General features: G+C 43.9%; 24 protein-coding genes and 2 tRNA genes. 13 read left to right on the forward strand and 13 right to left on the reverse strand.

From position 1 onward, the window contains the following. Positions 1 to 12 precede the first annotated feature (12 nt). Entirely contained in the window at positions 13 to 399 is a 387-nt protein-coding gene (locus tag LFX25_RS17815; RefSeq protein WP_238731432.1) for a DUF423 domain-containing protein, read from the forward strand. Here LFX25_RS17815 and LFX25_RS17820 read toward each other — a convergent pair. Continuing rightward, a complete protein-coding gene (locus tag LFX25_RS17820; protein ID WP_167450730.1) occupies positions 396 to 725 on the reverse strand; it encodes a hypothetical protein in 330 nt (109 codons plus the stop codon). The genes LFX25_RS17815 and LFX25_RS17820 overlap by 4 nt on opposite strands. After that, complete coding sequence (locus tag LFX25_RS17825) at positions 718 to 2322, reverse strand: carboxypeptidase M32 (protein ID WP_238731433.1); 1605 nt, start codon at positions 2320 to 2322, stop codon at positions 718 to 720. Before LFX25_RS17825 ends, LFX25_RS17820 begins: the two co-directional genes overlap by 8 nt. A gap of 24 nt (positions 2323 to 2346) precedes the next feature. On the opposite strand from LFX25_RS17825, the gene LFX25_RS17830 reads away from it, so the two are divergent. Beyond that, positions 2347 to 2418 (forward strand) — tRNA-Gly (locus LFX25_RS17830). Between the two features lie 309 nt (positions 2419 to 2727). Continuing rightward, positions 2728 to 3342, forward strand: a complete 615-nt coding sequence (locus tag LFX25_RS17835; protein ID WP_238731434.1) for a DUF6935 domain-containing protein — start codon at positions 2728 to 2730, stop codon at positions 3340 to 3342. A gap of 114 nt (positions 3343 to 3456) precedes the next feature. Here LFX25_RS17835 and LFX25_RS17840 read toward each other — a convergent pair whose 3' ends face one another. Further along, positions 3457 to 3654, reverse strand: a complete 198-nt coding sequence (locus LFX25_RS17840) for a hypothetical protein (protein WP_135572957.1) — start codon at positions 3652 to 3654, stop codon at positions 3457 to 3459. 60 nt (positions 3655 to 3714) lie between these two features. After that, on the reverse strand, positions 3715 to 4773 hold the full coding sequence (gene lpxD, locus LFX25_RS17845; protein WP_238731435.1) for a UDP-3-O-(3-hydroxymyristoyl)glucosamine N-acyltransferase: 1059 nt from the start codon (positions 4771 to 4773) through the stop codon (positions 3715 to 3717). Between the two features lie 284 nt (positions 4774 to 5057). On the opposite strand from lpxD, the gene LFX25_RS17850 reads away from it, so the two are divergent. Together LFX25_RS17850 and LFX25_RS17855 are read left to right on the forward strand one after the other, a co-directional pair. After that, entirely contained in the window at positions 5058 to 5990 is a 933-nt protein-coding gene (locus LFX25_RS17850) for a ferredoxin reductase domain-containing protein (RefSeq protein ID WP_238731436.1), read from the forward strand. Positions 5991 to 6216: 226 nt separating this feature from the next. Beyond that, positions 6217 to 6432 carry a transcriptional coactivator p15/PC4 family protein gene (locus LFX25_RS17855; RefSeq protein ID WP_118954526.1) on the forward strand — a complete coding sequence of 72 codons (216 nt, stop codon included), beginning with the start codon at positions 6217 to 6219 and terminating at the stop codon, positions 6430 to 6432. Between the two features lie 21 nt (positions 6433 to 6453). Here LFX25_RS17855 and LFX25_RS17860 read toward each other — a convergent pair whose 3' ends face one another. Continuing rightward, positions 6454 to 8073, reverse strand: a complete 1620-nt coding sequence (locus LFX25_RS17860; protein WP_238731437.1) for an anti-sigma factor antagonist — start codon at positions 8071 to 8073, stop codon at positions 6454 to 6456. 187 nt (positions 8074 to 8260) lie between these two features. Between LFX25_RS17860 and LFX25_RS17865 the strand changes: the two genes are divergently transcribed. The 5 genes from LFX25_RS17865 to recR all read left to right on the forward strand — a co-directional run bounded on the left by LFX25_RS17865 (position 8261) and on the right by recR (position 11223). Beyond that, positions 8261 to 8680 (forward strand): nucleoside deaminase, encoded by a 420-nt coding sequence (locus LFX25_RS17865; protein ID WP_406600540.1) that lies wholly within the window; start codon positions 8261 to 8263, stop codon positions 8678 to 8680. 35 nt (positions 8681 to 8715) lie between these two features. Then, positions 8716 to 8799 (forward strand) — tRNA-Ser (locus tag LFX25_RS17870). Between the two features lie 10 nt (positions 8800 to 8809). Next, entirely contained in the window at positions 8810 to 10285 is a 1476-nt protein-coding gene (dnaX, locus tag LFX25_RS17875; protein WP_238731439.1) for a DNA polymerase III subunit gamma/tau, read from the forward strand. A 4-nt stretch (positions 10286 to 10289) separates the two neighbouring features. Next, complete coding sequence (locus tag LFX25_RS17880) at positions 10290 to 10637, forward strand: YbaB/EbfC family nucleoid-associated protein (protein ID WP_238731440.1); 348 nt, start codon at positions 10290 to 10292, stop codon at positions 10635 to 10637. Next, positions 10630 to 11223, forward strand: a complete 594-nt coding sequence (recR, locus tag LFX25_RS17885; protein WP_255717858.1) for a recombination mediator RecR — start codon at positions 10630 to 10632, stop codon at positions 11221 to 11223. Before LFX25_RS17880 ends, recR begins: the two co-directional genes overlap by 8 nt. An 8-nt stretch (positions 11224 to 11231) precedes the next feature. On the opposite strand, the gene LFX25_RS17890 is transcribed toward recR, so the two are convergent. The 5 genes from LFX25_RS17890 to LFX25_RS17910 all read right to left on the reverse strand — a co-directional run bounded on the left by LFX25_RS17890 (position 11232) and on the right by LFX25_RS17910 (position 17262). Beyond that, complete coding sequence (locus LFX25_RS17890) at positions 11232 to 12806, reverse strand: hypothetical protein (protein ID WP_238731441.1); 1575 nt, start codon at positions 12804 to 12806, stop codon at positions 11232 to 11234. Between the two features lie 3 nt (positions 12807 to 12809). Further along, positions 12810 to 13658: a transporter substrate-binding domain-containing protein gene (locus LFX25_RS17895; protein WP_238731442.1), complete on the reverse strand. Its 849-nt coding sequence runs from the start codon at positions 13656 to 13658 to the stop codon at positions 12810 to 12812. 63 nt (positions 13659 to 13721) lie between these two features. Next, positions 13722 to 15041 carry an OmpA family protein gene (locus tag LFX25_RS17900; RefSeq protein WP_406600541.1) on the reverse strand — a complete coding sequence of 440 codons (1320 nt, stop codon included), beginning with the start codon at positions 15039 to 15041 and terminating at the stop codon, positions 13722 to 13724. Positions 15042 to 15206: 165 nt separating this feature from the next. Further along, positions 15207 to 16460, reverse strand: coding sequence for a serine--tRNA ligase (serS, locus tag LFX25_RS17905; protein ID WP_238731444.1), 1254 nt, complete (start codon positions 16458 to 16460; stop codon positions 15207 to 15209). Continuing rightward, entirely contained in the window at positions 16453 to 17262 is an 810-nt protein-coding gene (locus tag LFX25_RS17910) for a TatD family hydrolase (protein ID WP_238731445.1), read from the reverse strand. The genes serS and LFX25_RS17910 overlap by 8 nt, the downstream gene beginning before the upstream one ends. Positions 17263 to 17381: 119 nt before the next feature. Between LFX25_RS17910 and LFX25_RS17915 the strand changes: the two genes are divergently transcribed. The 3 genes from LFX25_RS17915 to LFX25_RS17925 are packed head-to-tail and all read left to right on the forward strand — an operon-like array spanning position 17382 to position 19258. Then, the gene (locus tag LFX25_RS17915; RefSeq protein WP_238731446.1) at positions 17382 to 18401 is read left to right on the forward strand and encodes a M23 family metallopeptidase; all 1020 of its coding nucleotides are present in this window, start codon (positions 17382 to 17384) and stop codon (positions 18399 to 18401) included. Then, positions 18402 to 18749 carry a bactofilin family protein gene (locus tag LFX25_RS17920; RefSeq protein ID WP_010573154.1) on the forward strand — a complete coding sequence of 116 codons (348 nt, stop codon included), beginning with the start codon at positions 18402 to 18404 and terminating at the stop codon, positions 18747 to 18749. It abuts the gene before it with no gap. Continuing rightward, positions 18746 to 19258: a YaaR family protein gene (locus tag LFX25_RS17925; protein WP_238731447.1), complete on the forward strand. Its 513-nt coding sequence runs from the start codon at positions 18746 to 18748 to the stop codon at positions 19256 to 19258. The genes LFX25_RS17920 and LFX25_RS17925 overlap by 4 nt, the downstream gene beginning before the upstream one ends. A 367-nt stretch (positions 19259 to 19625) precedes the next feature. Here the strand turns inward: LFX25_RS17925 and LFX25_RS17930 are convergent, their stop codons facing one another. Genes LFX25_RS17930 through LFX25_RS17940 form a run of 3 tightly spaced genes read right to left on the reverse strand, consistent with a single transcriptional unit; the run spans position 19626 to position 22007 of the window. Beyond that, entirely contained in the window at positions 19626 to 20501 is an 876-nt protein-coding gene (locus LFX25_RS17930; RefSeq protein WP_238731448.1) for a ParB/RepB/Spo0J family partition protein, read from the reverse strand. Between the two features lie 2 nt (positions 20502 to 20503). After that, complete coding sequence (locus LFX25_RS17935; RefSeq protein WP_118954512.1) at positions 20504 to 21265, reverse strand: ParA family protein; 762 nt, start codon at positions 21263 to 21265, stop codon at positions 20504 to 20506. Beyond that, entirely contained in the window at positions 21243 to 22007 is a 765-nt protein-coding gene (locus LFX25_RS17940; RefSeq protein ID WP_238731449.1) for an RsmG family class I SAM-dependent methyltransferase, read from the reverse strand. Before LFX25_RS17940 ends, LFX25_RS17935 begins: the two co-directional genes overlap by 23 nt. Positions 22008 to 22025 lie beyond the last annotated feature (18 nt).

Consider the following 22025-nt stretch of genomic DNA (forward strand, 5'->3'; position numbering starts at 1 on the left):
TTCATTGAGTCTATGATAGGAAAACAAAAAACGATTCTCATCCTTTCCGCTTTATCCGGATTTTTAGGAGTTGCGTTAGGCGCCTTTGGTGCTCACGCCCTCAAATCCTTTTTAAGCGCACAAATGCTCGTCATCTACGAAACCGGAAACCGTTATCACTTGATTCATAGCATTCCTCCTTTGCTTTTAGCTTTAACCGGATATGCCAGTACGAACCGACTTGCTTGGATTTCCTCGATTTTATTTTTAACGGGAATTCTTATCTTCTCCGGTTCTTTATACATATTGGCGATCACGGAAGTTCGGATTTTAGGAGCGATCACTCCGATCGGAGGCGTTTCCTTTTTGGCGGCGTGGGCCCTTCTCGGATTTTCCGCGTTTACGAAGAAGAACGACTAACGTTTCGTTCCATAATAGAATTTGCCTTTTTTCTCGATCAGTTTTCGCGTAATCAAACCTTCCGCGATGATCAAAAGTCCCTGGACTGCGGATTCTTTTTTGGAAGTTTCCGCGTCCTTTTGTTCGGTCATCAACTGATGAACATATTGTCTTCGATTGTTTTCCAAGACTCCGAGCATAGAGCCGCAAACCTTGCTGTCTCCGATCAAAAAAGCCAACGCTAGAGTCTGCGGAGGCGTTTCGTTGCAAAGATAATAGAGCGCGAGATTGTCAAAGTAAGAAAGTTCTTCAAACGACTTTACCGTGAGTTCTTCTTTTTCATCCATGTTTAATCGATTCCAATTCGACAAGCTTTTGTTCGAGATATTTTACGAGATGGGAAGAATCCGGATCGGAACCGGTCGCTGATCGAACAAGATCCTCCGCGGATTCGTATTTTCCCTTCCAATGGACATTTTTCCTCAGCCAATTGAGGAGAGAAGAAAAGTCTTGGTCCTTCCTTACTTCCGCCGCAAAATTCGGATTCTCTTTGGAGAACGCTTGAAAGAGCTGAGCAGAATAAATATTTCCGAGCGTGTAAGTCGGAAAGTAACCAAAGGCGCCGCCGCTCCAATGAACGTCCTGCAAAACTCCTTCGCGATCGGAAGGAACGTCGATTCCGAATAAATCCTTCATCTTGGAATTCCATATCTCCGGCAGTTCCGCAACTTGTATCTTACCGTTGATGAGTTCCCTTTCAATTTCAAAACGGAGAATGATATGAAGATTGTACGTGATCTGATCCGCTTCCACTCGAATCAAAGACGGGGAAGATTGATTGATATACGAAAAAAGTTTCGAGAAATTCAGTTCGTTTTCTTGGACGTTTAAAGTCTTGAGAAGAATCGGATAATACATCTCCCAGAATTCTTTCGATCTTCCCACTTGATTTTCCCATAGTCTGCTCTGTGATTCGTGAATTCCCAAGGAAACGGAATCGTGCAACGGAGAAGGACCGCCCTCGATTTCGGATATTCCCGCTTCGTAAAGAGAATGCCCGGTTTCATGCAAAATACTGAATATAGAGGAAAGGGGATCTTTCAGATCGTAACGAGTCGTGATCCGTTTGTCCTTACCCCCGAGCGAAGTTGAAAACGGATGCTCGCTCGGGTCGAGACGCGAAATTTTCGGAGACAATCCTAAAATCGAAGGTAGGATTTCTCCGAGTTGTTTTTGAAGAAAGATCGGAATCTCCCTCGGAAACGGATTCGAGAATTTCTTTCCTCTTGCGACCAAAGGTTTTAAGGAATTCTTTAGATTAAAAAATAACTTTTCTAAGTTCGCAGCTCTTTCGCCGGGTTCATAACCTTCCAGCAAAGCGTCATACGCTTCCGTTCGATAACCGTAACACTCGGCTTGTTTTCTGCTGAGTTCCACGATCTTGGAAAGAATCGAAGCGAAATCCGCAAATCGATTCTCCTTTCTTGCTTTAGCCCAAACCGCGTGAGCCTTGCTTGTGGTTACGGAAAATTCCTCCACAAGTTCTTGTGAAAGACGTCGGGAACGATCGAGATCCTTGAACAAGATTTCGAATTCAACCTTACGTTCCTTTTGGCCTGGAAGATTCTTTTGCTCGTTTTCGTTTCTTGCCTTATCAGCAAGTTTGTAAAAACTTTCACCCGCATATTTCGAATGAATCAATCCGGAAAGTAGGCCGATCTGCGATCCTCTCTCGGCTCTTCCTTCCTCGGGTAGCGTGATCTCTGAATCCCAGTGAAGGACGCTTAGAATATTTCTGAGCGTGGAGATCTCTTGATAAACGGATCTGTATTCCGCAAAAGATTTTAGTTCGGTCCGAATCGATTCGGGAAAAAGGTTCTCGTACTCTTTCATCTCAGTGGATAGTAAAAAATCTTCTTTTAGATTGACAAGTACCCTACCCACAAAAAAATGATTTTTGCACGATAAGCGGGCATGGTGTAATGGCTAGCACTGTAGCCTTCCAAGCTTCCAGTGAGGGTTCGAGTCCCTCTGCCCGCACATCTTTCCGTTTCTTAAATCAATACAACGAACATACTGGAAGAACGACTCGAACGCAAGCTTTGGTAAAGCGTTTCAAGCAACCTAAACACGACCCATAGGGAGTGTTTCTGAGTTTGGGAGCGAAGAAACGCTTCCGAGGAACAGGATGTTCCGAGGCCAAAGTGAAGTGCCTCGGAGCAAAGTCGAGCAAGGATGCGAGACTGCGGAGAGGGCGAGTCCCTCTGCCCGCAGATCACTCCTTCCTCTCAGTTTTGACTCGACAATTCACAATTAGTCAATAAATTATAGCGACTTTCGGGAGGAGATATGAACCGTAACCGTTTTTCCATTTTTCTATTATTGACCGTTTTAATTCCGTTTAGCCTTTCTTCTCAAAACGAAACGATCAACGTAGCATCTAACTCTTGGCCTAAAGATCTAGCGTCTTTTGATACGTTTCGAAACGAACAATCCACGACCCCGCAAGGCGCACTGATTTCGCTCGTTGCGGCTTTGGATCTATATTCAAAAAACAAGGAAGAGGGGGTAAAGGCTTTGATTCTTGTGGTGGATTCTTCCCATCTTTCGCAGGATACAAACGGGTACAAAGGATTCTCGTTAAGCAGAAATCTAACGGACCTCGTCAAAAGACAAATCGAACAACATCCGTATTTAATCGGTTCTTACCTTCCCGGATCGTCCGCTTCGAACGGTTATGTTCCCGGCGGCGCGCCCTATTCATTTACGATCACGGCAAACCGCTTCAGTGGAACGGAAGAATCCGGGCAAAGAAAATTATTCATCCCTTCCTCAGGAGCGGACAGCGCAAGACCGGTTACGTTAAAGCGAAATGCAAAGGGCGTGTGGAAGGCACAGGAATTTTCCAGTCTTTTAGTCGGAATCAAAAAGCCCGTTACTAAAAACGCGGCCGACGATCTTTGATAGATTGTTATATTCAGGAATTCTTATATTTAAATTTCGATCGGGAGCTGCAACCGTAAGACAAGAAATCGGTTCCGACTTTGGAACCGATCCGAGGAATTTGAAAATCCGATTCTATCTCTGAATCGAATTTTCAGATCGATTGTTTTGTATCTCATTCAGGAAAACTATATTGGTCGGGTTGTTTTCCAAAATGCTATCGGCGAGGGTCTCCAACAACTTTCCGATTCTTTTACTTTGGGAAAGATCCGGCTTACGGGAGATTTTATCCGGCTGATTTTCCGGGTTATCTTCGTTCGCTCGGGAATACACGGGAATCCTCCAAAAGGGTGTAAGGGAAAGAATGCGCCGCATTTTTAAGACCTGTCAAGCTCAATCCTTCTCCTCGATTTTAATTCCCGCGTGTTTTTCCAGCTCTTTGACTCGTTTAGCCCATTTTTGAAAGTTCACGAGATTGTGGATGTTTACGCGCACTTTTTGAAATTCCGGAAAGGTTAAACCGTAATCCCAGCCCACGAAGATATCTTTTTTCTTGGGAGAATTTCGCAGCGAGGTTCCGCCCGCGATGATCGTTCCCGCAGGAACATGAAGATGATCGGCAACCGCACAAGCTCCGCCGATGATCACGTCGTCTTCGACGATCGTGCTTCCGGCAACGCCGCTTTGTCCGGCGATGATGATATTCTTTCCCAAGACGCAGTTATGCGCGACGTGAACCATATTATCGAATTTGCATCCGTTTCCGATGACTGTGTCTTCCAACCCGCCTCGATCGACCGCACATAAGGAACCCATCTCCACATCGTCTCCGATGATCACTCCGCCGACTTGAGGAATTTTCGTATGCGTTCCGTTTACGGTAACGAATTTAAAACCGTCTCCGCCGATCGAACAATTTCCCGAACAGATAAAACGTTTCCCGATGATCACTCCGTGCTGAATGGAAGAATTCGGACCGATATGAGAACCTTCTCCGATCGTCACGTTACGCGAAATTTTCACTCCGTCTTCCAAATATGTGTTCGCTCCGATCACTGAGTTTTCACCGATCACTACATATTCTCCGACAGTAACTCCCGCTCCCAATTTCGCGCTTGGATGAATCAACGCCGTGGAAGAAATTTTTCCGGAAGGGACATAAGGAGGATAGAGAGCATTTAGGACTTCCGCAAGACTCAGTTCAGGATTCGATACGACAAGGCACGGCAAGGAAATTTCACGTGAGAATTCTTCCGTTGTAAGAACGACGCTGGAAAGAGTCTTCTTCGCGTCGCTTAACATTTTCTTATTGGAAAGAAAGCTGATGGAGCCGTTCGCTCCCGGAGTAAGAGTCGCGACCTTATCGATCAAAATCGATTCCGGTGTTTGCGTATTGACGATCTTAGATCCGCCGATTTTTTTAGCGAGATCCGAAAGATTGATTTGGGGCATGTTTCCCTCGTTTTTAATAGGTGGATACACGGAGAAATCAGCGATTCACGGAGTCACTCAAAAAAAGAAAACTTACCCGCTCCGCAGCTTATCAAGTTATAAGAATTATTAAAGGCTCTATCAAAATGACCGCTTCGTGCGGCATTTGCACATTTTGATCGATGAAAATCCCGATTTTGAAACAGCTTCAAGTTTGCAGAAATATCCCGTTTGACGAAATGCCTTCCCCTAAAACCATGTAGGAAATTTGGAAAATTCTTCATTTTTAGGAATTGTACGCGCTCATGAAACCGATCAGAGAACCTCAAATCAATTTATTCAAAAAATCGAATCCGTATAAAGCAAAAGTAATCAGTAACGTTTTATTAACTCCGGAAACGGGAAAAGGAAAAAGACCCAAAAAAGAAGGAGAATCGCTCGTTCATAGAATCACGCTTGCGATCGATCACTCCGCGTATCCGTACGTAATCGGACAAAGCGGCGGCGTAATTCCTCCGGGAGAAGATCCGGAAAAAAAAGCGAAAGGTCTTGCGGATGTCGGTTACACCGTGCGTCTTTATTCCATCGCTTCTCCAAGTTACTCTTTCGGAATGAAGGAAGACAACATCGAATTCATCATCAAAAGAGACAACGTATATGATGAAAACGGAAACATCCAATTCAAAGGCGTTTGCTCGAACTATATGTGCGATCTGAAACCCGGCGATGAGGTCGTAATGACAGGACCTTCCGGAAAAAAATTCCTTCTTCCCGTTGCGGACTTCGGCGGGGACATTATGTTTCTCGCAACCGGAACCGGAATCGCTCCTTTTATCGGAATGAGCGAAGAACTTCTGGAACATAAGCTCATCAACTTCACGGGAAACATCACTCTCGTTTACGGAGCGCCTTACTCCGACGAACTCGTAATGATGGATTACCTCCGCGGATTGGAAGCAAAGCATAAAAACTTCAAACTCGTTACCGCGATTTCCAGAGAGGAAAAAAATTCTTTCGACGGCGGAAGAATGTATATCTCTCACAGGGTTCGCGAACAAGCGGACGCAGTGAAAAAAATTCTGAACGGCGGCGGACGTTTCTACATCTGCGGCGGACCGAAAGGAATGGAAAAAGGCGTGATCGAAGAAATTCAAAAGATCGCGGGCGACACCGGAACCTACGAAGAATTCAAACACCACTTAGAAGGCGCTCACCAATTGTTCGTTGAAACATACTGATCGTATTCTAAATTCTTAAAATTCGAAGCCGAAGGAAATTTTGATTTCTTTCGGCTTTTTTATTTTGAAATCCTGATCGAATCAAAAAACGGATCGATGAAATTTGCATCCGTTGTTATTACTGGTATAAGAATTACATTTATTTGTGCATTTGTGAATCGTCTCCTGAATGTCGGCTCCACCGGCAGCCTTCCTAAGTTCGGGTGCGGTTCCGGGAGAATTGTGAATGGGAATTATCCGTGACGTAGACAAGGGCAGAGGAGAAGTGATTCGGGTGGAAGTATCCGAATACAAAGGAACTAAATATCTGAACCTTCGAGTTTGGTATACGGACAAAGACGGCGAAAAAAAACCGACTCAAAAAGGAATCGCCATTCCGCCCGAACTCTACGATGAAATCAGAGAAGCGGTAATCGAAGCGGAAAGCGAAGTCAAAGAATAGCTCGGCCGCTTGCGATGTGATTCAAAGGCTTCTTTCCTGGATCACATCGTTGATGACGATCCGGGCAGCTTCTTCCGTATCCGCGACCCGAATGTGACTTTCCAATCTTGTGATCGAGAAAACCTTTTTCACAGAATCTCTTAAATCGGAAACGACCAACTCGCCGCCTCTTCTTTTCAACCAACCTGAAATCTGAATCAAGGTGCCGATCGCCGACGAATCGATATAAGAGGAAGCTTTCAGATTGATGACGATAAACCGAAACCCTTCGTGCATTTTTTCCTGAATGTTGGTTTTCAACTCGGGACATTTATACAAATCGATATCTCCCGTTGATTTATAGACGAAGATTTGATCGTGATATTCGATATCCTCCGAAATGGGATCGATGTTTCTATATTGGATGTCCGAAGCGCCGGCCATCAGATGTTTTCCGGCCGTTTTCGAATTCTCCTTAATCTTCGCTTCCAGAGCCTCCAGACGCGATTTCAAAGAACTCATAACTTCGGGGGCGAGATCGATCTGATGATCCACTTCCTTAATCAACGCACTCAGGATTTTAGAAGCTTCTTCCAACGAACCTTCTTTGATCAAGGAACTGGCCTTTTTCAAAGCCTTTCCCGATTTTGCGACGATCGTTTCCACGATCACGTCCGCGTCTTCTTTGACCGATTGGGATTTCCAATCCGGCTTTAACTCGAACTCGACGTTTTCCAATTTCATCTTATCGCTAAGATTGTAAAACGAACTCGATATTTTGATTCCCCCGATTTGATCCGAATTGTGGATCAGATTTTCAGGATGTGTCCTGACCCGAACCACGACGTTTCTAATGTCGTCCGCGCGCATATCTCCGCATTGAAGAACGACCGATTTGATTCTGCTCGGTTGATCCGGATCCATTTCGGTATAAAAGGGAATGTCGCTTATCAATTCTAAGAACTCCACGTCTTTCCCGAACAAAACTTTCGTCTCGATGGATTGCGCGTATAAGGAACCGATATCTCCGAACTCGCGGAAAAAAATATCTCCGGTTCCTTCCGGACTTTCTATGTAATAAAAATTTCCGCCGCCGGCATCGGCAATATCCTTCAAAAGAATCTCGTTGAAGTCGTCTCCGAAACCGATAACGGTGGTTGATATTCCTTTTTTGTAATGATCGGAAGCGATCTGAATCAGATCCACCGGATCCGTAATCCCTTGCGTAGGATTTCCGTCCGTCAATAGAATCGCGCGTTTATAAACGGATGGATCGGAAAACATCTCCAAACCGCGTAACGTGTGCAGCCATCCCCCCGATAAGTTTGTGGAAGTTCCCGGAAGAATCGTATGAATCCGATTGACGATCGAATTTTTTTCGACGAGTTGTACGATCGGTTGAATTACGTGAATGTCTTCCGCGTAAGCGACGATGGAAAGAAAATCTCTTCGAGTCAACCAGTTGACCAAAGAGGAAGCCGCTTGAATGACCGCTTCCAACTTTTCTCCTTTCATCGACCAGCTTCTATCGATCGCCAATCCTAATACGATCGGTCTTCGATCGGGATTAGCCGCTCCGGTGGGGGAATTCAGACGGATTAAGACGGAATTGTTTCTGTTTTCCGAGACTTCGTTATGTAAAAACTTCGCGGAGAGAATCATTCCGTAGAAAAAACCATTTACCGAAGGTCCGATCAAGAAGAATTTGTAGAGTATCTCTATGCGCGGATCTCTAAATGATAAGAATGGAGTTGGAAAAAAACATATTCTTACGAATGCAGGCATTTCTATCGGCGAGAATTTCAATTCTTCGTTAGGCGATGTCATTCTTTCCGACTTTATACAGAGAATGGAGAATCTCGTTTTGCACGCAGGAGAAGAAATTCCCAGCTTTACTAGAATTTATCACAAGCAAGAGCTCGTCAGCGAAACGTTGAACGAAGTGGAGAAGAACAAGGATTCTTCCTTTCATAGCGAAATTCTTTGTATTCGAGACGCGAAGGAAAAACTGAAAACTCGTTATCTCTCGGATTGTATTCTCATCACATCTTTAGAGCCTTGTTTGATGTGCGCGGGAACGATTCTTCTTTCTAGAATTCCGAAAGTAATTTATCTTCTGCCTGCAAAACAGGGAGAAGGAATTTCTTCTCTGAGTATCGAAACGATCTATTCTCGAAATTTTTTCCCCGAACTCATTTGTATTCCGGCTGAGATTTCGAAAAATGCGTTCAAGTCGTTTTTCAAAGCCAGAAGAAAGAAATTCAATTGACGTACAGCCTCTCGACAGAATTCCTGAAAGCAACAGGAGAAGTGTCAGAGTGGTCTATTGTGCATGCTTGGAAAGCATGTGTGCCAAAAGCACCCCGGGTTCGAATCCCGGCTTCTCCGACTCCGTATTATGGCAGGAACTCACGAAGTCCTTTCCCGGAAGTATCGCCCGCAGAGATTTCGGGACGTAATCCATCAAGACCTCGCCATAGGCGCCCTTCAAAACGCTCTTAAATCCGGCAAAATCGGTCACGCTTATATCTTCTTCGGTCCGCGCGGAGTGGGTAAAACTACCATTGCAAGAATTCTCGCAAAACGTTTAAACTGCCAGAACCCGACCGACAACGAACCTTGCAACGAATGTTCTTCCTGCGTCGAGATCACGCGCGGAATTTCCAGCGACGTTCTCGAGATCGACGCCGCGAGCAACCGAGGCATCGAAAACATCCGCGAGCTCAGAGACAACGTCAAGTTCGCGCCGATGGGCGGGAAATATAAGGTTTATATTATAGACGAGGTCCACATGTTGACGGACCAGTCGTTCAACGCTCTATTAAAAACACTCGAAGAACCTCCGTCTCATATAGTCTTCGTTTTAGCAACGACCGAGTTTCATAAAATTCCCGAGACGATTCTTTCCAGATGTCAGGATTTTATTTTTAAAAAAGTTCCTTTATCCGTTCTGCAGGATTATTCCGAAAAACTCTGTAAGATAGAAAACGTACAGTACGATCAGGAAGGGCTTTTCTGGGTTGCGAAGAAGGGCGACGGCTCCGTCAGAGATATGCTTTCCTTTATGGAACAAGCGATCGTGTTCACCGATTCCAAACTTCTCGGAGCCGGAATCCGAAAGATGATCGGTTATCACGGTATCGAATTCTTGACTTCGTTTATCAAAAGTCTCGTGGACCCCGACAATCATTCCAAGGCTCTTGAAATTCTCGAGTCGCTTTATCAGGAAGGTCAGGACATTTACAAATTCCTATGGGACTCGATCGAATTCACTCATACTTTAAACTTGATCCGCGATTCTCTTGCCGATCCGGAGTCCGTCAACTTTCCGAAAGAAGATCTCGTGAAAATGAAATCCGATTTTGAGAATGTGGATTCTTCCAAACTCAATTTTCTTTCGGGTAAACTTTTCGAAATTTACGAAAGAATCAAAACGATCCGTCTGAGAAACTCTTTCGAGATCAAGGTCTTTACGGAAATCCAAATCAAGAAGCTGGTTGAAGAATTGACTTATCCGAGTTTGGCGGGTTTGGTCGATCGGATCAATCATCTGATTTTGATGGTCCAAGGCTCTAAGAACGCCGCTCCCGAAGCGGAACGTCGCAATCCTGTCGCATCCGCCGAGTCTTCCGTTAAAAACACTCCTCAAAGCGAAGCTTCTAAAAAAAAAGATGATCCGCTTTCTCAAGCGATGGAATCTCATTTCGAGTCTAATGAACAGGATTCAAACATGGAATCGATGTCGGCCGAAAGTTCGAAACCTTCTCTTACTTCCGAAGCGAATCCTCAGAAATTCGATACGAGCACCGAGATAAAGAAAAAATTTCTTGGGACGGAAGTCGATCGAAGTAAAATTCCGAGACTGGATTCTTAACGTTATGTTTGATAAGATCAAAAACTTTTCCGAACTTCTTTCCAACATGGGCGCTTTCCGTGAAAAAATGGAAGAGGTAAAAAAACGTATCGCTGCGATTCGCGTGATCGGCGACGCGGGAGCTGGAATGGTTACCGTTACAGCCACAGGAGAAGGCCAAATCACGAACGTATTCATCAACAAACAACTGTTCGACGCGGACGACAACAAAATGCTCGAAGACCTCGTAATGGCCGCAACAAACGACGCTCTTAAAAAAGCGAGAGAAGCGACCGCATACGAATTTCAATCTGCTTCGGGCGGTTTGGATCTTTCAGAAATTTCTAAAATGTTCGGCGGAAATCTTGGCTAATCATCTTCTTGACGAAATGGTGGAGGCGCTTTCCTCCCTTCCCGGAATCGGCAGAAAGAGCGCGTTTCGAATCAGTTTTCATCTTTTGCGTTTGGAACAAGGACTATTCAATCAATTCGTTCATCAACTTACGGATACCAAAAGCAGAATCAAATTCTGTAAACGATGCGGTTCGTATGCGGAAACGGAAGTTTGCGACATTTGCACTTCCGAAAAAAGAGACACACATACGTTTTGTGTTGTCGAACAACCGGAAGACATCTTCTTTATCGAGAACACGAGAGAATTTCACGGCAAATATCACGTGTTAAACGGAGTCATTTCTCCTTTGGAAGGAGTTGGACCGAGAGACCTTCGCATCAAAGAACTTTTGGAGCGAATCGAACCGGAACAAGTGAAAGAAGTTTTGATCGCGACCAACCCGACTTTGGAAGGCGACGCGACTGCGGACTATTTAGCGAACCAACTCAAACCTCTTTCGGTGAACGTAACTCGGATCGCATACGGCATTACGGTCGGAGGTTCGATCGAATTGTCGGATCAATATACTTTGGGAAGGGCGATCCGCTCCCGACTTCAACTTTAAGTGAATTCTTAAAATCTATGTTCCGCGGTTACGAAAAATTCCCTGAGAATTTTTCCCTGCGTCGTATCCAAGTAAGCCTTTAACCCGTCGCCCGCGACGAAGTAACCGGATCTCATCAGAATCTGCATATCCCGAAACGCGTTCCATCGTAAGTTGATATTGACTTCGTGTCCGAAAAAAGCGTTAGTCTTATATCCGTTTTCAAAATTGAAGTAACGATTGTTTTCGATATACGGAGATCGAGTTCCATACAAACGATAATAACCCAAGGTCAAGAGCAAAGGACCGTAGACGACAAAGTCTCCGTTGATTCCATACTCATATAAACCGCTTGAATCCTTTCCCGAAAAAAGCGCGTAACCGCCGGTAAAGTCGTTTGCGATGTTGGATATGGAATACCCGGGCATCAAGGTTTTATAACCGCCGCCTCGAAGGTTGGCTTTGGTTCCGTCCTTATCAAAACCGGGGCGCCCCGTACTTCCGACTCCGATCAAGTTGATAGTAAGATTCTCACTGTAACGATACGAAAATTGAAGATCAGCCATTCCGCCGGAAATTCCGTGTCTGCTGTATCGGTTGTATAATATGTTTCCCGCACTGTCTCGATACGGATCCAACGCATGAACCGTTCCGTGATTGTAAATTCCGTGAACGACAAATCCGAAATTGGACAAGTTGATCTCGTTCATAAAACCGTGCCAAAACAACTGGCCGACTTCGCTATCCAGAGCGATCACGTTTCCTTTCGCGTTCGTCGTCTTATCGATCGAGTTGATCGTATCATCCAAAAAGTAAGAATAGAGTTCGTGCTTTACGTTGTTGAAAAAACTCGTTTTGATTTCGTAAAAGTAAATATTCGTGCCGACGTAATTCTTATCCGCGTACGTATTCTTATCCAAATCAAGCTGTGCGTTTTGCCTTGCAACGAACCAACCCGCTTCGATCGTCGTGTTCCATAAACGAAAGTCTTTGTTGATCGTAACGCCGGTTCCAGGCGTAAACACGACCCTTCCTCTCGGAGAAGAAAAAAGCTGCTGACCGACCCGCAAACTAAACGCGTCTTCCGGAAGTTTAAAGTTCAAATATAAAAACGTGGTTTGAATGTTCACGGGGGCGCTAAAACCTGCTTCTCCCCCTTGTCCGGGACCGGTCGCAGAATTTTGACCGAACCCTTTTCCTCCGAACGTGATGTCCCCGACTTGAACGCCCCAAAGCGCTTCAAAGTATTTCGAAGTGTTGAAGTTCATGTTGACGGTCATTCTCGTATCAAAGTAAGAAATGTCTTCTTTACGAGGAGACAAGGTGCTTGGATTCCCTTTGAGTCTTTCCGCGACTTCGTTGTCGACCGCTGTTTGATTTCTTTGTTGCTCTTCTGTTTTGAACGCTTCTTTGTCGTAAGGAGTTGCGGCGGTTTGGCGCGAAGTGAAAATATCTCGACCGAGATTGAATCCGCGAACCCTGTAATTTCCCTGAAAGTCGAGCTTCGTTTTTTCTTCGATCTCTTGGGAAAAAAGCAAAGAAGGAATTAAAAATAACAAAAGGGAATAGAAGCGATAAGCCTTTTTAAAAAGGTCGATGGACACGGATCATTTTACCCAGTTGTTCTGATTAAAATATCGGCTTCTTAACTCTTCCAAAACACCGGTCCGTTTCAATTCCTTAATGAAGAAGTTCAAATTATCCGCAAAAATAAGATCATTCTGCGGAAGCGCTGCGCTGATATTTTCCTCCTGAACGGTTCCCAGAAGAGGAAGATAATTCGCTCGTAAGGAAGGATTTTTTTGCAATAGGGTGAGAATGAAAAAACTGTCCGCCACAAAGCAAGTCACGTTGTTGCTTACGAGATTGTCGACTGCTATCGAGTCGGAAAGATAACTATAAATCGGAAGTTTGGAATATTTTTTCTGAAGATAAATGTGATTCGTCGTATTGGAGCGAACTGAAAAACTTACGAGTCCGCTCAAGGTGGAAAGATCCGCGAGGCTGATAAAACGTCTCGAAGTGACGATATTTCCTTCCGGTTCGGGGGGAAGAATCTTTTTGCTCACAAGACCGGCCGGAGTCGTTACGAGATACGGATCCGAAAACGTAACTTGTTTTCCCCGGTTTAGGTCCGTAGACATTCCGGCTAACGCGAGATCGATCTTACCGGCTTTGATGTCCTCCGAAAATTGACGAAACGTTTTTAGTGGAACGAGCTTTAAAGAGACGCCGAGATAATCCGCGTAGAGTTTTGCAAGCTCCGCGTCGATTCCTGGATAACCTTCTTTCGGATTTTCGATATAGAACGGTTCGTACTGCTTATTGACGCCGACTACTAGTTCCTTTTTGGAAAGAATCCTTTCCAATCTCGAACCGGCGTATTCCGATTGAGAAAAAAGTGCAAAGGGAAAAACGAGAACCAAGAGCAGACAAAGGATTCTTTTCTCGAACATGAAACAAATGCTGAATCGAACCTTGTTTTTTTCCAGAGCATTTTTAAAACGAAAACACAATTTCTAAGGACCGATGATCTGAAACTCGGTTCTTCTATTCTTGTAATCCGTCTCGGGATTTTTCTGCGGAACGACCGGTTCGGAACTTCCTTTTCCGTCCGTGCTGATTCTTCCGGAATCGATCCCTTTTTTAAGAAGATAATCTTTCACGGCGTTCGCCCGATTGCGGCTTAAAACCATATTGTCCTGAGGATCTCCGTTCAAATCGGTGTGACCCGTGATTTTGATTTTTACGTTCGGATTGTCTTTTAAGTAAGAATGCAAATTTTCTAATATAGAAAAAGAATTCTCCAGAATCTCGTAAGAACCCAATGCAAAATGAATGTTGTCGAGCGATATGGATTTTCCTTTTTCCAATTCTTGAAACGGATTGGAAAGATTGGAATAGATGTCATAGTCGCGGCCGCTTCTTCTGCAAAAATAAAACGTGCGTCCGTCACCCGCCTCCAAATAAAACGCTTCGTCTCCCGGCGTATTGATTTCCGGTCCAAGATTGATCGGTTCCGAATAATTGCCGTTTGCAAGAATCGAAGATTTGTATAAATCATAACCTCCGTAACCGCCGGGCCGATTGGAAGAGAAGTAAATCGTCTTCCCGTCTTTGCTGATTGTGGCGGCGATTTCGGAATACCGCGAGTTGATCGGTTCGGGTAAACTTGTCGCCTTCTCCCAAGTTTTGTTTCTGTAAATTGAAACGAAAATATCGGCCTCCGCAACTTGAGCAAACGGATAACGCGTAAAATACAAATGATCGTTGTACAAGAACGGATTTTCTTCGATCTCCTCGGTGTTTACGGTTCTCGGAAGCACGACGGGCGCGGCCCAAGAGGAATTCACCTTTTTCGAAAAATAAAGATCGCGAGAAACTCCGATCTTTCCGTTGGAAAGTTGAAATTCGATCGCACCGTCTCGATTCGAAGAGAAGATGATTCCTTCTTCTTTATTTAAGATGAACGGACTTTGATCGTCAAAGTTCGAATTTAAAATTTCGATTTCAGATCCGCTGGTCCATTCTTCGCCCACTCGGGTCGATTTGTAAAGGTCGGTATAATTAGAATTCTCCCTCTTGGAGTAAAAGTAGAGAACGTTTCCGTCGTCCGTCAGACTGATTCCAAATTCGTTTAAACCTGTGTTGATCGAGCCTCTGAGCTTTTCGGGTTTTTGTTTAGCGGACGTTCGGGTTTTTTCCGCGGCTTGGGAAGAAATTTCGAACGGCAAAAGAAATATTAAGAAAATAGAATATATCAAAAACAAGACTCCGAAAAACTTAAAACCGTTCCTTTTGTCCAGCGATGACTGAATCGTTTCGAAAACGGGAACCATTCGATTTTCGATTTCGACCGCAACGAACGATTTTATGATTTGAGAAATAGATAAACGCATAAACGACTCCGGGAATTCTGAAAAGATTCCCTAAGTTCATTATCCGTTTTTTTGAGAAAAACCTGAGCCGAAAAATTCAGAAATCGGACAAAGCTTTCGATTTATTTAGAAATACGGCTTCAGCGCTTCCGGAATCCGAACCGTTCCGTCTTCGTTCTGAAAGTTTTCCAAGATCGCCGCATAAGTTCTTCCGAGCGCGAGACCGGAACCGTTGATCGTATGAACGTGCTGATTTTTTCCGTCTTTCGATTTATAACGGATCCGTCCTCTTCTCGCTTGAAAGTCGCGGAAGTTGGAAACGGAAGAAATCTCCATAAACCGATTCAAACCGGGCATCCAAACTTCGATGTCATAGGTAATCGAAGAATTCGCGGAAATATCACCGGTGCAAAGAATAATCACTCTATAAGGAAGTTCTAATTTCTTTAGAATGTTTTCCGCGTGGGACAACATCTTTTTATGTTCCTCTTCCGAATCTTCCGGTTTGCAAAACTTAACGAGTTCGACTTTTTGAAATTGATGCACGCGCACAAGACCGCGCGTATCCTTTCCATACGAACCCGCTTCTCTTCTAAAACAGGAAGTATGCGCCGTTACGGAAATCGGCAGTTGATCCTCGGGGATGATTTCATCACGATACAAATTGGTCAGAGGAACTTCCGCCGTCGGAATCAAATTGAGTTCATCCTTTTCGATTCTATAGAATTCGTCTTTGAATTTAGGATATTGTCCGGTAGCGGTCATCGATTCGTCGTTCACCATCACGGGAACCCAAACTTCCGTATAACCGTGTTCTTTCGTGTGAACGTTCAGCATGAAATTCATCAAGGCTCTTTCCAATCTCGCGCCGTCTTTCCAATACGTGTACGCGCGCGCGCCTGAAAGTTTCACACCTTTTTCAAAGTTGATCCAGTTCAGGGATTCTCCGATTTCAAAATGCGGTTTGGGAGCAAAGGAGAATTTCGGAATCGTTCCGATTTCGTATTGAACTACGTTGTCGTGTTCTGATTTCCCCTCCGGAACCTTAGGATCCAGAACATTAGGAAGTCCTAAATTGATATCGTAAAGCGCCTTTTCTTCCAGCTCGAGTTTGGTTTCGATCTCTTTGATTTTTTCGCCGACCAGTTTAACCGAAGCGGAAATTTCCGTAATGTCCCCGCCGGATTGTTTGATTTTACCGACTTCTTTGCTGACCTTGTTCCTTTCCTCTCGAAGGTTATCGGCTTCTTTCTGATATTCTCGTTTTCTATGGATGATCGACTTGAGTTGATCTATGATTCCGATTTCTTTGAAACCTCTGAGTTCCAAAACTTTTTTGAGGTCTTCCGTGTTTTCAGTTATATAACGCAGATCAAGCATTGTGATGGTACGCCTTACGATTCATAAATTTAATACTGTTTTCAAAAAGTTTACGTTCCACTTCGACATTCGATTCTTGTCTGAGTGAAAACATCTTATCCAAAATAAATTTCATATAAGCGGGTTCGTTTCTTTTTCCGCGGAACGGAGGAGGGGCCAGAAACGGAGCGTCCGTTTCGATCAGCATCGATTCCAACGGAAGTTTTTGGGCGGCTTCTTGAATTTCCGCCGCATTCTTGAAAGCGACAATTCCCGAAAAAGAAATATAATACCCGATGTCGACTAACGCTTTCGCGGTCGGATAGTCGTATGTAAAACAATGAATCACGCCGAAAGCGCGGTCGCGAAAATTCTTAAGAATGGAAACAGTGTCTTCTTTTGCGTCTCTGGAATGAATCACAACCGGTAATTGGGTTTTAGACGAACAATCCAGAAAGGCTTCTAAAATTTCTTCCTGTTGTTTTTTCGTATCCGCAGTGTGATAATAATCGAGACCGATTTCGCCGATCGCTGAAAGTTTTGGATCGCCTAAGTTCTCATATACGAGTCTAAGAATTTCTTCCTTATTTGGAAACTCATGCGTTTCCGTTGGATGACATCCGATCGAATAACGAATCTCTAACGAATCATTCGAATATTCGTTCGCTATCGATTGCGCGCGTAAAGAACTCTCAAGGTCGATCCCGATTTGGACGATCTTTTTTACGCCGGATTCCGAAGCATTTTTTAAAGAATCTGCAATTTGCAGACCTTGGGATTGTATTATATCAAGGTGACAATGTGTATCGGCGATAGAAACCATAGAAATCCGGTTTTAGTGAGTCACTTTTTGTGAATTCGATTGACTGAAAAGAGATTTTTTAGGATCTCTTCAGACAGGTCAAAGAGTTCAGCTCAGAACCAAGTTTCGGGACATAAACCGTGGATATTAAAGCAACTTCCGCACTCATTTACTATAGACTCCGTTACAAGTATCAAGAGTACAAGCTCAAACTGGATCTAAAACTTTCCGAACTCAATCGAAAGGGAAAAGAAAGACTGACCGTAATGGTCATTCCTCACTCCGAACAGAAAACGATCAACTTTCACATCTCTTACAGAGCGATTTCCATCTTCATCGGAACGATTTTTATTCTTCTTATCATCAGTTCCATCAATGTTTTAAGCCATAGCGGATCCGTTCACCAGTTGACCGAACTCAATCTTTCCAACAAAGACTTTATCCGCCAATCCGCGAAGATGAAAGAAGAAATCAATTCTCTTCACGAATACGTGGAATACTATTACGGAAGATTGGCGAGACTTTATGTAAGACTCGGCGGAGATCCTGCAAAAGTCTCCAAAGGAATCGGAGGAGCCGAACACCTTTCCACACAACCGCCGTCCATCATCGAACCGAAATCCTCCACTTCTCCCGCGAACGACCTTCCCGAAGGCGCCGCCGTATTTAGATTGAAAGAAGATGTTCACAATCTAAGAATCAGCAACGAACTCACGCAAGATATCATCTCGATTCTTAAAAAGAGAAAGAACATCTTAAAACAAACTCCTTCCATCTGGCCGGTCAAAGGTTATGTTCTTTATCCATACGGAGCCTACTTCAATCCCATCACCGGAAGAAGAGAATACAACAGCGGTGTGGACATCGGTTCTTTTGCAGGATCGGAAGTTCTCGCCACCGCTCCCGGAACCGTATATGAAATCGGCCATACGAGAAACACCGGCTACTTCGTAAAAGTAGCACACAAATACGGATGGAAAACGATCTATTCGAATATGGACCGCTTAAAAGTAAAACAAGGCCAACAAGTTTCTAAAACCGAAGTGATCGGTTTTGTCGGCAAGACTGAGGCTTCTCCGAACTACATGCTCCACTATGAAATCCACGTTGGAACAAGAGCGATCAATCCGTTTGCTTTCCTCAACCAAATTCAGGACTGAATGGCCACAACAGAAGAACACTTAATCGTAAATAGTATCATCGGCGAAGGCGCCGAGTTCAGCGGTGAGTTTAAACTCTCCGGGCTCTTGAGAATCGACGGAATTTTCCGCGGCTCGATAAAAACCGAAGGAAAAGTCCTAATCGGTAAATCCGGAATCGTCGATACGGATATCAGAGCCCGAATTGTGGTCGCCGGCGGTGAAATCAACGGGAATATTTACGCGAGCGAACGGGTCACTCTACTTGCATCCTGCAGAATGAAAGGAGATATCGTATCTCCTAGAATCGTGATGGAAGAAGGGGTACAATTCGAAGGCAATTGTAAGATTAACCCAGTTGCACATTGAAAGTATTAATACCGCCTTACCAACCTCCTCGAAAAGAAACAGAAACTAAAAACGCTTCGAAAGCTAAGAAGAACGGAGTTTCTTCTTTAAATGGCGGAAGCCCCGCAACTTCTACGGAAACAGTGGAAACCGTTTCTTCTTCATTCCTAGATATTCTCGAAGAAATCGTTCCATCCGGCTCCGATACTACAAAGGATCTAAACTCACTTTGGAGAGAACTCCCTGAAATCGAAAAACGATTTTTGGACCTTCCTTCTCTTGGAAATTTAGAAGCCTATCAAAAACACGTTCAAGCGATCACAAAAGCCGTAGTCGATCAGAACATGCGAGTCGAAACTCTTTCCAGAAGAATGAAAGGCGAGGCTAAGAAGATCTATCACGTCGTGAAGATCATCGACGAAAAAATTCAAATTTTAGCCGAACTGATTATGAACGAAGGGAATTCCGCATTTAAACTTTTAAAATCACTTACGGACATACGCGGCTTGTTGCTGGATATTCAAGAATAGAAATTTTTCTTTTCCTTAAGGAAAACGGAATATGTTCCGTTTCCTTTTATAGAACCGTTACAAATCAAACAATTCTCCACATTGGAAATATATTCTGGATTGGCGGTTTTTTAGAATTTCGCATTTTTGAAATTTCTCTATGTATCTTTTCAAGCTCGAACGTTTTCCAAGGCTTTGCTCGGACGACTTGGACTTTGACGATCTCTTGAGAATAAGAATCTCACGATGGTATGCGAATGCGAAATCGTGGGAATATTTCGTTTTCCCTCGATCCGCACCGAAATCGATCACGGGTTTAGAATGATTTAATTTGATCTTAATAACCGATCGAAGTGAACAACTTGATCGGATTTTGAAAGTTGATACGTTAGAGGCCCAAAGCGTTTAGAATTTTTTCCATCGCTTCGAGATTCGGATAAGCGATCGTCATCTTTCCTTTGCCGGAACTTTGGTTGTGACCGATTTCTATCTTCATCGAATACTTTCTGCGGAATTTATTTTCGAGTTCGACGATGTTGACGTCTTTACGAGGTTTTTTCTTTTCAGGAGCGGAAGAACGTTCTTCCGTGAGATTGGAAACCAAGTCTTCCACTTGTCTCGCGGTCAAACCTTTCTCTGCGATTTGATACGCGAGTTGTTCTATCTTTTTTCGATCGGCCAAAGAAAGAAGAGGTCTTGCGTGACCTTCGGAGATTCTCCCATTCTTAATCAAATCCTGAACGGAATCCGGCAACTGAAGCAAACGAATCAAATTAGAAATTGTGGAACGATTCTTTCCGACACGAGCGGAAATATCCGTGATCTTTAAATTCAATTTTTCGGAAAGAGTTTTGTATGCGATCGCCTCTTCGATTGGATTCAAATCCTCTCTCTGGATATTTTCGATGATCGCCATTTCCATGGATTGATTTTCGGAAACGTTCTTAACGACCGCTGGAATCTTTACGAAACCCGCAAGTTTACATGCTCGATAACGCCGTTCGCCGGATATGATTTCATAACCGGAATCGGATTGTTTTACGACGATCGGTTGAATGACTCCGTGCGCCTTGATCGTTTCCGAAAGTTCACGAAGAGATTCTTCCGAAAATGTTTTCCGAGGCTGACTTGGATTCGGACGGATTTCGCTGATCTTTATTTCACGAAGAGCCCCTTCCGAAGAAGAATCCATCGGAGTTTTGTTTTCGTTAACAGGAATCAGATTTCCAAGCCCTCGACCGAGGGCTTTGGGTTTAACAGCCATTCTTAATTCTTCCCTGCGACTTCCAGAGCTAAACTTCTGTAACTCTGCGCACCCACTCCTTCCGGATCATAACTCATAATCGTTTGTCCGAATGACGGGGCTTCGCTTAATTTTACGTTTCTTGGAATGATGGTCGTATAAACTTTATCTTTGAAATAGGATTTAACGTCTTCGGCGACTTGGTTCGCGAGATTGGTTCTTTTATCGAACATGGTAAGGAGAACTCCTTCCAGTTCCAAGGAAGGATTGAGTTGGTTCTGAACGAGAGAAATAATTTTCATCAGCTGAGTCAAACCTTCGAGAGCGAAATATTCAGTTTGAAGCGTGATCATTACGCTGTCCGCCGCGCAAAGGGCGTTGATCGTTAAGATTCCTAAAGAAGGCGGACAATCGATCAAAATGTAATCGTATTCCGTGCGAAGTTCCGAGACTGCGTTTTTTAATCTGTATTCTCTTTGATCCTCGGCAAGAAGGTCGGCCTCGGCGCCGCTCAAGTTGATGTTGGAAGGAATGATATGAAGATTGTTTACGTTCGTTCTTTGAATACATTCGTTCGCGGAAGATTCGCCTAACAGCAACTCATACGATGTTTTACCGAGAGTATTGATTTCGATTCCCAAACCGGAACCGGAATTTCCCTGTGGATCCATATCGATGATCAAAACCTTTTTTCCGATCGAAGCAAGATTGGCCGCGAGATTGATAGAGGTTGTCGTTTTTCCGACACCGCCCTTTTGATTGCTAATCGATACGATCTTTCCCATTTCCGCCCTTACTCTCCTTGCTGATATCCTTCCAAGCTCTTGGATAACCATGCCTCGGGCTAGAAACCTTTTTCAAGAATTTAATATGTCGCATGCCTAAAAATTCAAGAGAAGGCAATTCTTCCGAAGATTCTAAACTAAAACCGGAGTAAGAAAGAACCTTCTCTTCCAACTTTGCATCTATATCATGTTTTCCTAAAAATGGGACATAAGTCCCTCCAACTTTGATGAGATTACAAACTGCCTCAACGCTATACGGATACGGAATAAATCCTCTTGATACGACATAATTCAAAGAAAGTTTTGATTCTTCCGCGCGGATGAATTGAAATTTTACATCGGTAATTTGGTTCGAGCGAACAAAAGTCTCCGTATGCGAAAGTTTTCTTTTTTGAGAATCGATCAATACGACAACCGGATGATCCTTCAAGCAGCGAAAGAAAAAGCCCGGAATTCCCGGTCCGGTTCCCGCGTCTCCGAGTTGAATTCCCTTCCAAGAGCCGACTTTTTTCGTGATCGCAAAGACGTGATAGATGGATTCCAACACGTGACGATCCAGAATTTCTTCCGAATCTCTTTTGGAAAAAAATCCACCCGCTTCGTTTTTTTCTCTTAGGAAAATCGCAAACTTTAGAATCAACTTCCAATCGAATAAATAAATTATTTCATCAGTTTCTTTCGGAAATCTTTCCTTTAATCTTTCTTGAATCGATTCGATGGAGAATTCTTTCGGATCTTGCATGGAACAAGTGTGGAATTT

This window comes from Leptospira sanjuanensis, from assembly GCF_022267325.1.
Taxonomy (GTDB): Bacteria; Spirochaetota; Leptospiria; order Leptospirales; family Leptospiraceae; genus Leptospira; species Leptospira sanjuanensis.

Bases quoted from the DNA above. Each gene is read 5' to 3' on its own strand.
- LFX25_RS17815 (WP_238731432.1), top strand. From the start codon at position 13: ATGATAGGAAAACAAAAAACGATTCTCATCCTTTCCGCTTTATCCGGA.
- LFX25_RS17820 (WP_167450730.1), bottom strand. From the start codon at position 725: ATGGATGAAAAAGAAGAACTCACGGTAAAGTCGTTTGAAGAACTTTCT.
- LFX25_RS17835 (WP_238731434.1), top strand. From the start codon at position 2,728: ATGAACCGTAACCGTTTTTCCATTTTTCTATTATTGACCGTTTTAATT.
- lpxD (WP_238731435.1), bottom strand. From the start codon at position 4,773: ATGCCCCAAATCAATCTTTCGGATCTCGCTAAAAAAATCGGCGGATCT.
- LFX25_RS17850 (WP_238731436.1), top strand. From the start codon at position 5,058: ATGAAACCGATCAGAGAACCTCAAATCAATTTATTCAAAAAATCGAAT.
- LFX25_RS17855 (WP_118954526.1), top strand. From the start codon at position 6,217: ATGGGAATTATCCGTGACGTAGACAAGGGCAGAGGAGAAGTGATTCGG.
- LFX25_RS17860 (WP_238731437.1), bottom strand. From the start codon at position 8,073: ATGATTCTCTCCGCGAAGTTTTTACATAACGAAGTCTCGGAAAACAGA.
- LFX25_RS17865 (WP_406600540.1), top strand. From the start codon at position 8,261: ATGGAGAATCTCGTTTTGCACGCAGGAGAAGAAATTCCCAGCTTTACT.
- dnaX (WP_238731439.1), top strand. From the start codon at position 8,810: ATGGCAGGAACTCACGAAGTCCTTTCCCGGAAGTATCGCCCGCAGAGA.
- LFX25_RS17880 (WP_238731440.1), top strand. From the start codon at position 10,290: ATGTTTGATAAGATCAAAAACTTTTCCGAACTTCTTTCCAACATGGGC.
- LFX25_RS17895 (WP_238731442.1), bottom strand. From the start codon at position 13,658: ATGTTCGAGAAAAGAATCCTTTGTCTGCTCTTGGTTCTCGTTTTTCCC.
- LFX25_RS17900 (WP_406600541.1), bottom strand. From the start codon at position 15,041: ATGGTTCCCGTTTTCGAAACGATTCAGTCATCGCTGGACAAAAGGAAC.
- serS (WP_238731444.1), bottom strand. From the start codon at position 16,460: ATGCTTGATCTGCGTTATATAACTGAAAACACGGAAGACCTCAAAAAA.
- LFX25_RS17910 (WP_238731445.1), bottom strand. From the start codon at position 17,262: ATGGTTTCTATCGCCGATACACATTGTCACCTTGATATAATACAATCC.
- LFX25_RS17920 (WP_010573154.1), top strand. From the start codon at position 18,402: ATGGCCACAACAGAAGAACACTTAATCGTAAATAGTATCATCGGCGAA.
- LFX25_RS17930 (WP_238731448.1), bottom strand. From the start codon at position 20,501: ATGGCTGTTAAACCCAAAGCCCTCGGTCGAGGGCTTGGAAATCTGATT.
- LFX25_RS17935 (WP_118954512.1), bottom strand. From the start codon at position 21,265: ATGGGAAAGATCGTATCGATTAGCAATCAAAAGGGCGGTGTCGGAAAA.
- LFX25_RS17940 (WP_238731449.1), bottom strand. From the start codon at position 22,007: ATGCAAGATCCGAAAGAATTCTCCATCGAATCGATTCAAGAAAGATTA.